This is a genomic window from Pseudomonas sp. CFBP 13719, assembly GCF_014842095.1.
Taxonomy (GTDB): domain Bacteria; phylum Pseudomonadota; class Gammaproteobacteria; order Pseudomonadales; family Pseudomonadaceae; genus Aquipseudomonas.
The window spans coordinates 562,947-577,933 of sequence record NZ_JACYVB010000003.1; the positions used below are offsets into that span (position 1 = coordinate 562,947).

The 14,987-nt window shown below is 62.9% G+C and carries 10 protein-coding genes; 7 read left to right on the top strand and 3 right to left on the bottom strand.

Annotation, left to right across the window (positions count from 1 at the left end; all coding sequences use genetic code 11):
- Nucleotides 1-12: 12 nt before the first annotated feature.
- From IFT57_RS12845 to IFT57_RS12865, 5 genes are all read left to right on the top strand, one after another.
- Nucleotides 13-363 carry a DUF2934 domain-containing protein gene (locus IFT57_RS12845; protein ID WP_192151641.1) on the top strand — a complete coding sequence of 117 codons (351 nt, stop codon included), beginning with the start codon at nt 13-15 and terminating at the stop codon, nt 361-363.
- Nucleotides 364-584: 221 nt separating this feature from the next.
- Nucleotides 585-2,747 carry a glycogen debranching protein GlgX gene (glgX, locus tag IFT57_RS12850; RefSeq protein ID WP_192151642.1) on the top strand — a complete coding sequence of 721 codons (2,163 nt, stop codon included), beginning with the start codon at nt 585-587 and terminating at the stop codon, nt 2,745-2,747.
- On the top strand, nt 2,744-3,751 hold the full coding sequence (locus tag IFT57_RS12855; protein ID WP_192151643.1) for an acyl-CoA dehydrogenase family protein: 1,008 nt from the start codon (nt 2,744-2,746) through the stop codon (nt 3,749-3,751). Before glgX ends, IFT57_RS12855 begins: the two co-directional genes overlap by 4 nt.
- Nucleotides 3,748-4,506 carry a PIG-L deacetylase family protein gene (locus IFT57_RS12860; RefSeq protein ID WP_192151644.1) on the top strand — a complete coding sequence of 253 codons (759 nt, stop codon included), beginning with the start codon at nt 3,748-3,750 and terminating at the stop codon, nt 4,504-4,506. The genes IFT57_RS12855 and IFT57_RS12860 overlap by 4 nt, the downstream gene beginning before the upstream one ends.
- Nucleotides 4,503-5,111 carry a class I SAM-dependent methyltransferase gene (locus IFT57_RS12865; protein WP_122796993.1) on the top strand — a complete coding sequence of 203 codons (609 nt, stop codon included), beginning with the start codon at nt 4,503-4,505 and terminating at the stop codon, nt 5,109-5,111. Before IFT57_RS12860 ends, IFT57_RS12865 begins: the two co-directional genes overlap by 4 nt.
- Before the next feature lie 72 nt (nt 5,112-5,183).
- Here IFT57_RS12865 and glgB read toward each other — a convergent pair whose 3' ends face one another.
- The 3 genes from glgB to IFT57_RS12880 all read right to left on the bottom strand — a co-directional run bounded on the left by glgB (nt 5,184) and on the right by IFT57_RS12880 (nt 12,868).
- Nucleotides 5,184-7,427, bottom strand: coding sequence for a 1,4-alpha-glucan branching protein GlgB (gene glgB / locus IFT57_RS12870; RefSeq protein WP_192151645.1), 2,244 nt, complete (start codon nt 7,425-7,427; stop codon nt 5,184-5,186).
- Nucleotides 7,424-10,747 (bottom strand): maltose alpha-D-glucosyltransferase, encoded by a 3,324-nt coding sequence (gene treS / locus IFT57_RS12875; protein ID WP_192151646.1) that lies wholly within the window; start codon nt 10,745-10,747, stop codon nt 7,424-7,426. The genes glgB and treS overlap by 4 nt, the downstream gene beginning before the upstream one ends.
- Before the next feature lie 93 nt (nt 10,748-10,840).
- Complete coding sequence (locus tag IFT57_RS12880) at nt 10,841-12,868, bottom strand: alpha-1,4-glucan--maltose-1-phosphate maltosyltransferase (RefSeq protein ID WP_192151647.1); 2,028 nt, start codon at nt 12,866-12,868, stop codon at nt 10,841-10,843.
- Nucleotides 12,869-13,076: 208 nt separating this feature from the next.
- On the opposite strand from IFT57_RS12880, the gene IFT57_RS12885 reads away from it, so the two are divergent.
- Together IFT57_RS12885 and mapR are read left to right on the top strand one after the other, a co-directional pair.
- Nucleotides 13,077-13,241 (top strand): hypothetical protein, encoded by a 165-nt coding sequence (locus tag IFT57_RS12885; protein WP_192049235.1) that lies wholly within the window; start codon nt 13,077-13,079, stop codon nt 13,239-13,241.
- A 99-nt stretch (nt 13,242-13,340) separates the two neighbouring features.
- Complete coding sequence (gene mapR / locus IFT57_RS12890; protein ID WP_192151648.1) at nt 13,341-14,756, top strand: GntR family transcriptional regulator MpaR; 1,416 nt, start codon at nt 13,341-13,343, stop codon at nt 14,754-14,756.
- The last annotated feature ends 231 nt before the right edge of the window (nt 14,757-14,987 follow it).

A 14,987-nucleotide genomic window follows, 5' to 3' on the forward strand; every position in this document is an offset into this window, starting at 1 on the left:
AGGAGCGTTGAAATGAGTGCCGACGATAAACGAGTCCGCGAATTCGCCTATCAGATCTGGGAATCCGAAGGTCAGCCCGAAGGACAGGACGAGCGCCATTGGGAGATGGCACGCAAGCTGGCCGAAGCCGAAGCTCTGGCGCCTTCCAAGCCGGCCAAAGGCAAGGCGCCCGCCAAGCCGAAGGCAGCCGCTCAGCCCAAGCCCAAGCCAGCTGGCGAAGGCCCCGCCGCCAAACCCAAGGCCCCAGGCAAGGCTGCCGACTCGGCCGCCGCAGCTGTAGAGCCGGCCGCCAAGGTTGATGGTGATGCCAAGCCACCGGCACCGAAAAAGCCGCGGGCGCCGAAGAAGCCTGCTGCAAAGTGACACCCGCCCGCGTACCCCTCCTACCTGGCACGCGGGCCCCTTTTGCGTCGGTCCAGCCTCAGGGCTGGATGACTGCAGTTACCGAACTTCACGTGTCCGTCACCCGGACGGCGCGTTCACTGACCCGTTGCCTGCCTCGACACCCCCGACTCTGAAGACACCGACGATGCTATGACATCTGCCTGCGCTGTATGCGTGCAAACCAAGAGCAAGGATCGACCATGAGTCCGCACAAGAAAGCTGCACCCGCGCCAGAACCGACCGAACCGTCGCGTATTCGCGAAGGCCTGCCCTTCCCGCTTGGCGCCACCTGGACCGGTCTGGGTGTGAACTTCGCGCTGTTTTCCGCCAATGCCACAAAGGTCGAACTCTGCATCTTCGATGCCAGTGGCGAAGAGGAAATCGAGCGCATCGAGTTGCCCGAGTACACCGACGAGATCTACCACGGCTACTTGCCCGACGCCCATCCAGGGCTGATCTACGGCTACCGTGTGCATGGCCCCTATGACCCCGAGAACGGTCACCGCTTCAACCCCAACAAGTTGCTGATCGACCCCTACGCCAAGCAGCTGGTGGGCGAGCTCAAGTGGTCCGAGGCCCTCTTCGGCTATACCATCGGCCATCCCGATGGTGACCTCAGTTTCGACGAACGCGACAGCGCCCCCTTCGTGCCAAAGAGCAAAGTCATCGACCCGGCCTACACCTGGGGCCGCGACCATCGCGTCAGTGTGCCGTGGGACAAGACCATCTTCTATGAAGCCCATGTGCGCGGCCTGACCATGCAGCACCCTGCCGTGCCGGAGTCCCTGCGCGGGACCTTCGCCGGCCTGGCCGTGCCGGAAGTCGTCGACCATCTGAAGAACCTCGGGGTGACGTCGATCGAGCTGCTGCCGATCCATGGCTTCGTCAACGACCAGCACCTGTTGCAGAAAGGCCTGAACAATTACTGGGGCTACAACAGCATCGCGTTTTTCGCGCCGCATTCGCGTTATATCGCCAGCGGCAAGATCGCCGAATTCAAGGAGATGATCGCGCACCTGCACGACGCCGGCCTGGAAGTCATTCTCGACGTGGTCTACAACCACACCGCCGAAGGTAACGAGCAGGGCCCGACGCTGTCGATGCGCGGCATCGACAACGCCTCCTACTATCGCCTGATGCCCGAGAACAAGCGCTATTACATCAACGACTCAGGCACCGGCAACACGCTGGACCTGAGCCACCCCTGCGTGTTGCAGATGGTCACCGACTCGCTGCGCTACTGGGCCTCGGAAATGCACGTCGACGGCTTCCGCTTCGACCTGGCAACCATCCTCGGCCGCTACCACGACGGCTTTTCGGAACGTCACAGTTTTCTCGTCGCCTGTCGCCAGGACCCGGTGCTGCGCTCGGTGAAACTGATCGCCGAGCCGTGGGACTGTGGCCCCGGTGGTTATCAGGTGGGCGGCTTCGCACCGGGCTGGGCCGAATGGAACGATCGCTTCCGCGACACCGTACGGGCGTTCTGGAAAGGTGACGACGGCCAGCTTGCCGACTTCGCCGCGCGCATGACCGGCTCGGGCGACATGTTCAACCAGCGCGGTCGCCGGCCCTATTCATCGGTGAACTTCATCACCGCGCATGATGGCTTCACCCTGCGCGACCTGGTGTCGTACAACGACAAGCACAACGAAGACAACGAAGAAGACAACCAGGACGGCACCAGCAACAACGTCTCCTGGAACCATGGTGTCGAAGGCCCCAGTGACGATCCGGAAATCATCGAACTGCGCCTGCGCCAGATGCGCAACTTCTTCACCACGTTGCTGTTCTCCCAAGGTACACCGATGATCGTCGCCGGCGACGAGTTCTCTCGCACCCAGGGTGGCAACAACAATGCCTACTGCCAGGACAGCGAGATCGGCTGGGTCAACTGGGAGCTCGACGAAGACGGCAAGGGCCTGCTGCGTTTCGTCAAACGCCTGATCAAGCTGCGCAACAGCTACCCGATCCTGCGCCGTAATCGCTTTCTGGTGGGCGAGTACAATGAAGCCATCGGCGTCAAGGACGTGACCTGGCTTGACCCGTTGGGCAACGAGATGACCGCCGAGCAATGGGAAGACGCCCATGGCCGCTGCCTGGGAATGATGCTCGACGGCCGCGCGCAACCCAGTGGTATTCGCAAACCGGGCGCCGACGCTACCCTGCTGCTGATCGTCAATGCCCACCATGACGTCGTCAACTTCACCCTTCCCGAAGTACCGGAAGGTGAATACTGGAACTGCCGAATCGACACCAACCGTCCGGATCTGGGTGAGCACGAGCGTCTGGAATTCGGCAGCGAATTCCAGGTGACCGCTCGCTCGATGCTGATGTTCGAACTGCACCGGGATGTCGAAGAATGAAACCGACCCTGACCGAGGCTTTGACCTGGCCGGCGCAGGGCTACGCCGACACCGCGGCACTGGGCAAGGAACTGCGGCGGCTGTGTGCCTCGGGCCTGGACAGCCTGCCGTTGCCTGCCGGTGGCGACACCTTGCAGCGCTGGCAGTGCCTGGCCGCGGTGGCCGGGCATGACCTGGGCCTGTGTAAATTGTACGAAGGCCACACTGACGCCTTGGCCATCATGCAGGAACTGGGCGCCGATCCCGCGCCCGAGGGCTCGATCTGGGGCACTTGGGCCTCGGAGCCGCCGCAGGCACGGGTGATGGTTCGCCAGGAAGGTGACCGCGTGCTGCTCAGCGGCCGCAAGGCCTGGTGCTCGGGCGCCAGCGTGGTCACCCATGGCCTGCTCACGGCCTGGGATGACGATGGCCAGCAACAACTGGTCGCCGTGCCGATGGACCAAGCCAATCTGTGCGTCACCGATGACGGCTGGAACGCCGTGGGCATGGCCAACACCGGCAGCGTCGAGATCCTGCTGGAGAACGCCGAGGGCTGGTACGTCGGAACTGCGGGAAGCTACCTCAATCGGCCCGGTTTCTGGCTAGGCGGCATCGGCATCGCCGCGTGCTGGTTCGGTGCTGCCCGTGAGCTTGGACGCTATCTGGCGCAGCACTGCCATGCTCGGCCCGAACCTCATGCACTGGCGCACCTGGGCGCAGTGGACCGGGCACTCGGTGCCTGCATCGCTGTGCTGCGCCAGGCCGCCAGTGCCGCCGACCTGCAGCCCGATGGCCATTTCGAGCATTCGGCGCGACTTTGCCGCGCGGTGGCTGAACACACCGCCGACACCGTCATCAGCCATGTCGGCCGCGCCTTGGGCGCCGGCCCGTACTGCAAGGATCCACATTTTGCCCGGCTGATCGCCGATCTGCCGGTGTACCTGCGACAGAGCCATGCCGAGCGCGATCTCGCCGCGCTGGGGCAATTGCTCGGCGCCCCCACGACGCGGACCTGGAGTTTATGAAAGACAACCCTATCGTAGGCCAGGGTACGCCCCTGCAGGCCTGGCGCGGCTCGCGGCACCTGGCCGAACTGCCGTTGATCGACGCGCAGACATTGGTGCCGGCCGGCTCGCGGGCGGTGATCATTGCTCCACATCCAGATGACGAGGTGCTTGGTTGCGGTGGGCTGCTGCAATTGCTGGCGGGCCTGGACCGGCAGATCCTGATCATCTCCGTCACTGACGGCAGCGCGAGCCATCCAGGCTCGCAGACCTGGCCGGCCGAACGCCTCAGTGCCGTGCGCCCGCAAGAGAGCGCCGAGGCGCTGCACCGACTGGGCCTGCCGCTGCACAGCCTGCAGTGGATTCGAGGGGGCTTTGCCGACAGCGGTGTGGCTCGCGAAGAACAGCGGCTGACCCAGTTCATCCAGCGCTACCTGAAACCCACCGATGTGGTGTTCAGCACTTGGTGCAACGATGGCCACACCGACCATGAGGCGGTAGGCCGAGCGGGAGCAACGGCCGCCGCGGCTGCTGGCGCGAGCCATCATGAATTGCCGATCTGGACCTGGCACTGGGCACAACCCGAAGATGATCGGATACCCTGGGGGCGCGCGCGCAAACTGCCGCTGGACAAGGTCACAGTGGCACGCAAGAGCCATGCGGTGCATGCCTTCGCCAGCCAGCTGGAAGGCGATCCGCAGATAGGCCTGGCGCCTGTGCTTCCACCCTATGTGCTGGAGCGGCTGCTGCAGCCGTTCGAGGTGGTTTTTCTATGAGCGGACAAAGCGTCGACAACCAGTATTTCGACAAACTCTACGAGGGCAACGACGACCCCTGGGCCATGCGGCATCGCTGGTACGAACGGCGCAAGCGAGCATTGCTGCTCGCCTGCCTGCCGCAGGAGCGCTATGGCGCGATTTTCGAGCCCGGCTGTGCCAACGGCGAGACCAGCCTGGCACTGGCCGCACGCTGCGACTCCTTGCTCAGCTGCGACATGAACACCCGTGCGGTAGGCCTGACCCAAGCGCGCCTGCACGACATTGCCCATGCCCAGGCACGACAGGCTGCCCTGCCCGCCGATTGGCCAGGCGAACGCTTCGACCTCATCGTGCTCAATGAACTGGGTTACTACCTGAGTCGCGCCGACCTGAGCCAGGTCATCGAGAAAGCTCGTCATTGCCTGAATCCGGGTGGCCAGGTGGTTGCCTGTCATTGGCTGGCGAGCATCGAAGGGGCGCCGCAGACAGCCATTCAGGTACACGAACAGTTGCACGCGGAATTGGGCATGCACCGGTTGGTGGAACACAGGGAAGGTGATTTTCTGCTGGAGCTGTGGGGCTGCGAGCCGACGACCGTGGCTCAGCACGAAGGGTTGCGCTGACCCTTGTAACACCCAGACTCGATACTCGGTCGAAAAAAAGGGGCTCCTTGAAGGAGCCCCTTTTTATTGCCTTCAGCCGTGGATATCGGCCCGCGTAGGACGCAGGATCAACACACCCAGCGGTGGCAGGTTGAGGCTGATGGCGTGAGGTTGGCCGTGGCTGCCCTCCTCCTCGGCGAACACCTTGCCGCCGTTGCCGTAGTTGGAGCCGGCATACTGCTCGGCGTCGCTGTTGAGCAGCTCTTCCCACTCGCCGCCGAATGGCACACCGACACGGTAGGCCTCGCGCGGAACCGGGGTGAAGTTGGCAACCACCAGCACCGGCTCGCGGTCGGCACTCCAGCGCAGCCAGGCGAAGACACTGTTGGTGGCGTCGTCGCCGATCAACCACTGGAAGCCTTCAGGCTGGCAGTCCTGCTGGTGCAGCGCCGGTACGTCACGGTACAGCCGGTTGAGGTCGGCAACCAGCTGCTGAACACCCTTGTGTTCAGAGTACTCGGTGAGGTACCAATCCAGCTGATGATCGTGGTTCCACTCCCGCCACTGGCCGAACTCGCAACCCATGAACAACAGCTTCTTGCCCGGATGAGTCCACATGAAGCTCAGGTAGGCTCGCAGGTTGGCAAACTTCTGCCAGCGGTCACCGGGCATCTTGTCGATCAGCGAGTGCTTGCCATGCACGACCTCATCATGGGAAATCGGCAGCACGAAATGTTCTGAATAGGCATATACCAGACCAAAACTGAGCTGCCCGTGATGATGCGGTCTGTGGATCGGATCGTTCTGCACGTAGTTGAGCGTGTCGTGCATCCAGCCCATGTTCCACTTGTAGTCGAAGCCCAGGCCGCCTTCCTGTGTGGGCTGAGTCACGCCCGGCCATGCCGTGGACTCTTCGGCTATCACCATGGCCCCCGGTGCTTCCTGTTTCACCACGTCATTGAGGTGACGCAGGAACGCGATGGTTTCCAGGTTTTCCCGGCCGCCGTACTCGTTGGGCACCCATTCCCCCGCTTTGCGTGAATAGTCCCGGTACAGCATCGACGCCACGGCATCGACGCGCAGGCCGTCGATGTGGAAGTGCTTGAGCCAGTGCACGGCCGAAGCGATCATGAAACCGTGGACCTCGGTGCGGCCGAGGTTGTAGATCAACGTGTTCCAGTCTTGATGGAAGCCTTCCAGCGGGTTGTCGTATTCATACAGCGCGGTACCGTCGAAGCGCGCCAGGCCATGCTCGTCGGTGGGGAAATGCGCCGGGACCCAGTCCAGGATCACACCGATCTCGGCTTTGTGGCAGGCATTGACGAACGCCGCGAAGTCTTCGGGCGTGCCGTAGCGTGCCGACGGCGCGAACTGCGACAACGGCTGGTAGCCCCATGAACCACCGAATGGGTGTTCCATGATCGGCAGCAGCTCGATGTGGGTGAAGCCCATTTTCTGCACGTAAGGAATCAGCCGTTCAGCCAGTTCATGCCAGTTGTAGGGGCGAACCACTTCACCGGCTTCGTCGAGCTCGCACATCCATGAACCGGCATGCAATTCGTAGATCGACTGCGGCGCACCCACGGCGTGGCGCTCGGCGCGGATGTCCAGCCAGGCGTTGTCGTCCCAGGCGAACTGCATCGGCTTGGCCACGCGCGAGGCAGTGGACGGTGGCAATTCGGTGCACAGGGCAATCGGGTCGGCCTTGAGCGGCAAAATGCCGTGCTGGCCAAGAATTTCGTATTTATACGGTTCGCCAGGCTGCAGGCCGGGGATGAACAACTCCCAGACGCCAGCCGGGAAGCGTTGGCGCATCGGATGGCGACGGCCATCCCAGACGTTGAAGTCACCGACCACCGAAACGCGCTTGGCGTTTGGCGCCCAGACCGCGAAGCGCACACCCTGCACGCCTTCGATTTCGATGAACTGGGCGCCGAAGACGCTGCCCAGGTTGCGATGCTTGCCTTCTGCAAACAGGTAGATGTCCATGTCGCCGAGCAGATTGCCATAGCTGTACGGATCTTCACTGACCTGCACGCCTCCGGCCCACTGCACGCGCAGCAGGTAGGGCTGAGTTTGCTCGATATGGCCGGTGAACAGCCCGGGCACATCGCCCTGGTCGAGGGTCGTCAGTGGATGCCCGCCATCCTTGGCCAATACCTGCACGCTCAGGGCGGTCGGCAGGTAGGCACGGATGTAGCTGCCTGCCCCGCCGTCACTATGGGCACCCAGAACCGAGAACGGATCGGAATGGTCGGCACGGATCAGCGCCTCGATATCGGCTTTTGCCGGCAACGCGCCGGAATCGCGCTTGCCATGTTCGCTGTGCGCACTCATTGCTTATTCTCCCTCGTACTCAAGAGCCCGAACAGTCCGTGCAAAGGCACGGCCAACCAGCTCGGGCGATTCTCCGCTTCATAAGCGATCTCGTAGGCAGCCTTTTCCAGGCTGAACAAATCCAGTGCAGCGCGGGCGCCGTCCGGGTCCTGCCATTGATGTGGCACGGCCGCGGTCGCCAGATCGTAGGCGCCGATGAATGCATGGCGGGCTTCTGCCAGATAGCGCTTGGCCACGCGCTGGCGGGCGGATGCCGCTTCCTCGGAGGCATCGGTGCTTTGTACATTGCGGATCGCCATCGCCGCAGCGTAGTCGAACGAACGCAATACACCGCCCACATCCTTGTAAGGACTGTATTTGGCGCGGCGCTCTTCGAGTGGCCGCGCAGGCTCGCCCTCGAAGTCGATCAAATAGGCGTCGCCCTGCACCACCAGCATCTGGCCCAGGTGCAGGTCACCATGGACCCGCATGATCAAGCCGCCCGTGGCCTGCTCGCTGAGGCGCTCGACCTGTGCCAGCAGCTCCTCGCGCCGGCCCAGCAGCTCGGTCACCAAGGCCTGATCCTGTTCGGCAAACTCGGAATGGCGCTGTTCGAGCAAGCCCAGCGCCCGCTCGACCTGGCCAGCGATACTTCTGGCCCAGCCCTGAGCATCCTTCTGCGTGCTGACGCGTGCCAGGAAGTCGGCCTGGGCACCGGACGCCGCCAGGGCCACGTGCATCTCGCCCAGACGCTGGCCGAGCATGCCGGCAAAGTCTGCCAGCTCACCCAGTGCGTCGTAGCGCTGGCCCTGCTCGGAATGGGCAAAGGCCATCTCGTCGCGAATGGCGCGCTCGAGGTTGTTCTGGGTCCATTCCCAGGCGTCGCCCTGATTGTTCAGGTAGCCTTGGGCGATCATCAACAAGTGCGGCATGCCGCTGGCATCCACGCGACTGACGGAACCCATCAATGGCGAGATGTTGGCGTAGCCCGCAGCGGTCAGGTAGGCACCCATCTCCAGCTCTGGATGGATGCCGCCGCTGACACGGCGAATCATCTTCAGCACCAGGCTGCCGCCGACTACGACCGAGCTGTTGGACTGCTCGGCCGACAGGTAGCGGATCACCGACGTGTTGTCCAGATTCAGCGCCGTAAGGTGCTCGGTGGCCAGGAAGCGGATCTCGCCTTCGCTGGTCGCCAGCGTCTTCTCGACCTGAAGGCCATCGATCACCGAATGGATGAAGTTTTCCAGCACGAACGCATCGGTGATCAAGCCCACTTCACGGCCGCGACGAACCCGCGACAGGGCCAGTTGCAAGGGCAGTGGCGAACCGCTGTGTTCCTCGGGAATGAAGCCGAACGGGAACTGATAGCGGCTGGTCTGCCCACCGGCTGTGACTTCCAGCTCGCTGAGCAGCACCGGGCTTTGCGGCGTGCCGAAGCGCACGCCGTAAGCGATGCGCAGGTTGTCGATGGCAACATCCTTGCCGCCGAACCAGCGCCGCTTGGGCAGGTACTGCAGCAGAGAAGTGTTTTCCAGAGTGCTGCGCGACGGCTCGTCGAGCAACTCCTCCATCCGTTGTTTCAAAACCAGGGTCTGGAAGTCAGGCATGCTTTGGGCCGGTTCGACGTGCCAACTCGGCATCTGGGTTTCGCTGGCCAGCAGGAACCAATAGAAGCCGTAGGGTGGCAAGGTCAGCAGAAAATTCAGCTGACCGATGGGTGGGAAGGCGCTGCCGCCGAGCATCTCTACCGGCACCATGCCGGCATACGGGGACAGATCCAATTCAGCCGCTTGGGCGGCACGCGAGACGTTGGCTACGCACAACACGATCTCGGTCTTGCCATCGCTGCCGGTATATTCACGCACGTACGCCAGAATGCGGCGGTTGGTGGGCGTGAGCATGGTCAGGGTGCCACGGCCGAAGGCTTTCTGCTGGCGGCGCACGGCGAGCATGCGCCGGGTCCAGTTGAGCAGCGAGTGCGGGTCGTTGGCCTGGGTTTCGACATTGACCGATTGGTAGCCGTAGAGCGGATCCATGATCGGCGGCAGCACCAGGCTGGCCGGGTCGGCGCGGGAGAAGCCGCCGTTGCGGTCGATCGACCACTGCATGGGCGTGCGCACCCCGTCGCGGTCACCCAGGTAGATATTGTCGCCCATGCCGATCTCATCACCGTAATACAGGGTCGGTGTGCCGGGCATGGACAGCAGCAGACTGTTGAGCAGTTCGACCCGGCGGCGGTCACGTTCGAGCAGCGGCGCCAGCCGGCGACGAATGCCGAGGTTGATCCGCGCGCGGCTGTCGGCCGCGTAGTAGTTCCACAGGTAGTCGCGTTCACGATCGGTGACCATTTCCAGGGTCAGTTCATCGTGGTTGCGCAGAAAGATTGCCCACTGGCAGTTGGCTGGGATGGCTGGCGTCTGGCGCAGAATGTCGGTGACCGGGAAGCGGTCTTCCTGCGCCAGTGCCATGTACATGCGTGGCATCAACGGGAAATGGAACGCCATGTGGCATTCGTCGCCGTTGTCGCCGTGGGCATCGCCGAAGTAAAGCTGGGTGTCCTCGGGCCACTGGTTGGCCTCAGCCAGCAGCATGCGGTCCGGGTAGTTGGCGTCAATCTCAGCACGGATCTGCTTGAGCACCTGGTGGGTTTCGGGCAGGTTCTCGTTGTTGGTACCGTCGCGCTCGATCAGATACGGGATGGCATCCAGGCGCAGGCCGTCGATGCCCATGTCCAGCCAATAGCGCATGACATCGATGACCGCTTTCATCACCTGCGGGTTGTCGAAATTCAAATCCGGTTGGTGCGAATAGAAACGGTGCCAGAAGTATTGGCCTGCGACCGGGTCCCAGGTCCAGTTGGACTTCTCGGTGTCCAGAAAGATGATGCGTGTCCCGTCGTATTTCTCGTCGCTGTCGGACCACACATAGAAGTCACGGGCCTTGGAGCCCTTCTTGGCCTTGCGCGCGCGCTGAAACCAGGGGTGCTGATCGGAGGTGTGGTTGATGACCAGCTCGGTGATCACCCGCAGACCGCGCTTGTGCGCCTCGCTGATGAAGCGGCGAACATCGGCCAATGTACCGTAGTCCGAATGCACCGCCTTGTACTCGGCGATGTCGTAGCCGTCGTCGCGGCGGGGGGACGGGTAGAACGGCAGCAGCCAGATGGTGTTGACGCCCAGATCGGCGATGTAATCGAGTTTGGCGATCAACCCCGGAAAGTCACCGATGCCGTCGTTGTCGGAGTCGAAGAACGACTTGACGTGGACCTGATAGATAACCGCGTCCTTGTACCAGAGCGGATCATCGATGAACGCTTGCGACCGAGGCTTTTTCGCCATTGTGGATTCCCTGTAGTGAGCAGCCTCTGGAGCGGCCGGACAACCTTGAGTGCAGCGTGAGACACGGTGTGGAGCGTATGGCCAGGCGCTTGCCTACGGCTGTACGCGGGTGATCCTCCAGATGCCGAACGGTTGGTAGGCCGGGTCGATCCGCATGAACTGATTCTTGCCGTGCCACGTCCAGCGATGCCCGGTCATCAGGTCTTCGCCATTGGTGGCCGCATCGTCGTCCAATCCCAACTCCCAAAGCGGCAGCTCGAAGTGGGCTTCCTGGACGGTGTGCGGATCGAGGCTCACTGCGACCAGCACATAGTTGCTGCGGTCAGCGGTACGCTTGCCGAAATACAGGACGTTGTCGTTGTAGCACTGAAAGAACTCGACGCCCAGATGTGTTTGCAGCGCCGGGTTCTGACGGCGAATCCGGTTGAGCTGGGCGATCTCGGCAATGATGTTGCCGGGGGCGGTGAAGTCGCGCGGACGGATCTCGTATTTCTCCGAGTCCAGGTACTCTTCCTTGCCGGGGATGGGCGCCGATTCACACAGTTCGAAGCCCGAATACATCCCCCACAGACCCGAGCCCATGGTGGCCAGCGCGGCGCGGATGAGGAAACCGGCACGGCCGCTGTCGTGCAGAAAGAATGGGTTGATGTCCGGCGTGTTGACGAAGAAGTTCGGCCGGTAGCAGTGCGCCCATGGTGCCTGGTTGAGCTGGGTGAAATAGGTGGTCAGCTCGGGCTTGGTGTTGCGCCAGGTGAAGTAGGTGTAGCTCTGCGAATAGCCGACCTTGCCCAGGCGCGCCATCATGGCTGGCTTGGTGAACGCTTCGGCAAGGAACATCACGCTGGGGTCCTTGCTGCGGATATCGGCAATCAGCCATTGCCAGAATGGCAGCGGCTTGGTGTGCGGGTTGTCGACGCGGAAGATCTTCACGCCTTCTTCGACCCAGCCCCACACGACGTCACGCAGCTCGGTCCAAAGGCCCGGCACTGCGTCGGCAGCGTAGAAATCGACGTTGACGATATCCTGGTATTTCTTCGGCGGGTTTTCCGCATAGCGGATGGTGCCGTCCGGGCGCCAGCTGAACCAGCCTGGATGCTCTTTGAGCCACAGGTGATCCTGGGAACACTGGATGGCGAAGTCCAGAGCGATCTCCAGGCCGTGCTCGGCCGCGGCGGCGACCAGTCTGCGGAAGTCTTCGCGTGTGCCCAACTGCGGATGAATGGCATCGTGCCCGCCCTCCGCGCTGCCGATGGCATAGGGGCTGCCAGGATCATCCGGGCCGGCGGTGAGGGAGTTGTTCGGACCCTTGCGGTGAGCGCGTCCGATCGGATGGATCGGCGGGAAGTACAGCACGTCGAAGTTCATGTCGCGAATCATCGGCAGACGGCTGTGCACGTCATTGAAGGTGCCATGACGCGCCTTGTCATCGGTGATCGAGCGCGGGAACAACTCGTACCAGCTGGCGAATTGCGCCAGTTCACGTTCCACATCCAGCGCATATTCGCTACTGGAACAGAGGAACGCACGCGGATCCGCCAGGGACATCAGCGCCTGGGTGTCACGTTGCAGCAGCAGCGCTACCTTGGCGTCCTGATCGAGCCCCTGCAATTCATCGTGCAGCTGGCGCAACTGACGCGCCAGGGTGTCCTGGCTGCGGGCAGCGGCCTGCTCGAGGTGCACGCGCCCTTCTTCCAACTCGAGGTCGATGGTAACGCCGGCGGCATATTTCTTTTCCAGCTCGTAACGGTAGCTGGCGAACTGGTCGATCCAGGCGTCGATGCAATAGGCATGGGTGCCGACGCTGTCGACTACCAGCTCGGCTTCCCAGCTGTCGTTGCCCAGTTCACGCATGGCGGTGCTGTGCCAGGTGTCGCTGCCCGCCTCGTGCCAGCGCAGAACCACGGCCAGCTTGTCGTGGCCGTCGGCGTAGACCTTGGTGCTCACGGTGACCGTCTGGCCTACGATGGCCTTGACGGCGAACTGCCCACCGTCAATGACTGGCTGTGTGTCTTCGATCACGATCCGAGGCAACAGCAGCGCCTGGGACAGGCTCAGCACATGGTCTGGGGTCTGTTCGTCGGTCGCGTTCTGGTCCGCTTGGAAAGTCTGATCAGCCGTCATCGAGCCTCGCTCCTGTGCGTCACCTGGACGCTGTTGTGCTTGTGCAAGCGGTGAAGTGAACCGGGTTTGTCTTTCGCTTAGGTTCGGAGCCGGGGTGGCAGGGAAAGTTCATATGCTTTTACACCCTGCAACGCGCTTCGAGGGACCGAAATGATGGTAGCCGGTGTCAACCACAGGCATATGTCCATCACCCACCAGAGGCCGTCCCATGAACCTTCCCCTTCCGCCTGGAACACCGGATCCGAACATCGACCAACCGAACCTGCCGCCGCCGGTGCCGCAGGACGATCCGGACGGTGTGCCCGTGCAACCGACCGTGCCGCCGACCCCGGTCGGCGACCCTCCCATCGACCCCGCCCCGATCCAGGCCTGAAACCGACGCAGGTCACCGGCGGGCCATGTGCGCATGGCCTGCCGGCTGGGCGTGGGGCTGTGGCATAGTGCGGCCCTCGCCCATGGACCCAGGCCGGTCATGAAACGCTACGAGCAGTTTGCCCACCACATCGCCGAGCTCATTCGCACCGGCGTACTGAAGCCGGACGAGCGCGTGCCTTCCGTGCGGCATGCCAGCCAGACTCAGGGCGTCAGCCCTTCCACGGTGTTCCAGGCCTATTACCTGCTCGAACGCCGCGGGATGATCCGCGCCCGGCCGCGCTCCGGGTATTTCGTCAATGCCCTGGCCGAACGGTCACTCGAGGAACCCACGGCGACACCGCAGTTGCTGGCCGAATCGACCGATGTCGACGTCAGTGAGCTGGTGTTTTCCATCCTCGATTCGATCAAGGACCCCAACACCGTGCCATTGGGCTCCGCCTTTCCCAGCCCGGACCTGTTCCCCCTGCCGCGCCTGGCGCGCTCGCTGGCCAGTACCAGCCGGGCCATGCACCCGCGCGAAACGGTCACCGATCTGTCGCCGGGCAGCCCCGAGCTGCGCCGGCAGATCGCCTTGCGTTACAACATCGCCGGAATCAACCTGCCGGTCGACGAATTGCTGATCACCAACGGTGCATTGGAAGCGTTGAACCTGTGCCTGCAGGCGGTGACCGAGCCGGGCGACATGGTGGCCATCGAGGCACCGGCGTTCTACGCCTGCTTGCAGGTGCTGGAACGGCTCAAGCTCAAGGCAGTGGAGATTCCCACCCATCCGCGCGACGGGTTGGACGTGGATGCCTTGGCCAACGCTCTGCAGCGCCTGCCGATCAAGGCTTGCTGGTGCATGCCGACGTTCCAGAATCCGATCGGTGCGAGCATGCCGGAGGCGCGCAAGCGCCAACTGGTGGCGCTGCTGCATGAACACCAGGTACCGCTGATCGAAGACGACGTGTACGCCGAGTTGTACTTCGGGCAGCATGCGCCGCGCCCGGCCAAGGCCTATGACAGCGAAGGCTGGGTGCTGCACTGCGGATCGTTCGCCAAGAGCCTGGCACCCGGATACAGAATCGGCTGGGTCGCTGCCGGACGCTTCGCGCAGAAGGTCGAGCGCCTGAAGATCATGACCTCGATCTGCGCTTCGGTGCCGGGCCAGGCGGCGATTGCCGACTACCTTCAGCACGGCGGCTATGATCGACACCTGCATCGGTTGCGCGACGCCCTGCAGGGTCAGCAGCATGCAATGATGGCGGCCATCGCACGCTATTTTCCCGAGGACACCCGAGTGAGTCGTCCCGAAGGTGGGTATTTCCTGTGGCTCGAGTTGCCGGCGAAGGTGGATTCGCTGCAGTTGTTTCGTCTGGCGCTGGCGCAGGGCATCAGCATCGCGCCGGGGCCGATCTTTTCCGCCAGCGGCCGGTTCGGCAACTGCATTCGTTTGAATTACGGCACACCGATGGGCAAGGTACAGTTGGCGGCGATGCAGACGCTGGGCAATCTGGTCCGCGAGTTGGCCTGAGCCGGGGGCGCAATCAGCGGCAGCGAATGACACACCGTGCATTGACAGACGCACCGTGGCGCTCTCTTCGCGGCCGTTGACCGCTCCTACGGGGGATTTGGGATCTTGGCTCGACGAGGGATGCGGGGGAACCAGGATCCTGTAGCAGCGGCGCAAGCCGCGTCCGGGAGCGCCGCAAATCGGGCTGAATCAAAACCAAATGTGTGCGATCAGCGGCTACAATAGCAAGCA

Coding starts and splice junctions, on each gene's coding strand:
- IFT57_RS12880 (WP_192151647.1), bottom strand. CDS start 12,868: ATGACGGCTGATCAGACTTTCCAAGCGGACCAGAACGCGACCGACGAA.
- IFT57_RS12845 (WP_192151641.1), top strand. CDS start 13: ATGAGTGCCGACGATAAACGAGTCCGCGAATTCGCCTATCAGATCTGG.
- IFT57_RS12855 (WP_192151643.1), top strand. CDS start 2,744: ATGAAACCGACCCTGACCGAGGCTTTGACCTGGCCGGCGCAGGGCTAC.
- glgX (WP_192151642.1), top strand. CDS start 585: ATGAGTCCGCACAAGAAAGCTGCACCCGCGCCAGAACCGACCGAACCG.
- IFT57_RS12860 (WP_192151644.1), top strand. CDS start 3,748: ATGAAAGACAACCCTATCGTAGGCCAGGGTACGCCCCTGCAGGCCTGG.
- IFT57_RS12865 (WP_122796993.1), top strand. CDS start 4,503: ATGAGCGGACAAAGCGTCGACAACCAGTATTTCGACAAACTCTACGAG.
- treS (WP_192151646.1), bottom strand. CDS start 10,747: ATGGCGAAAAAGCCTCGGTCGCAAGCGTTCATCGATGATCCGCTCTGG.
- IFT57_RS12885 (WP_192049235.1), top strand. CDS start 13,077: ATGAACCTTCCCCTTCCGCCTGGAACACCGGATCCGAACATCGACCAA.
- mapR (WP_192151648.1), top strand. CDS start 13,341: ATGAAACGCTACGAGCAGTTTGCCCACCACATCGCCGAGCTCATTCGC.
- glgB (WP_192151645.1), bottom strand. CDS start 7,427: ATGAGTGCGCACAGCGAACATGGCAAGCGCGATTCCGGCGCGTTGCCG.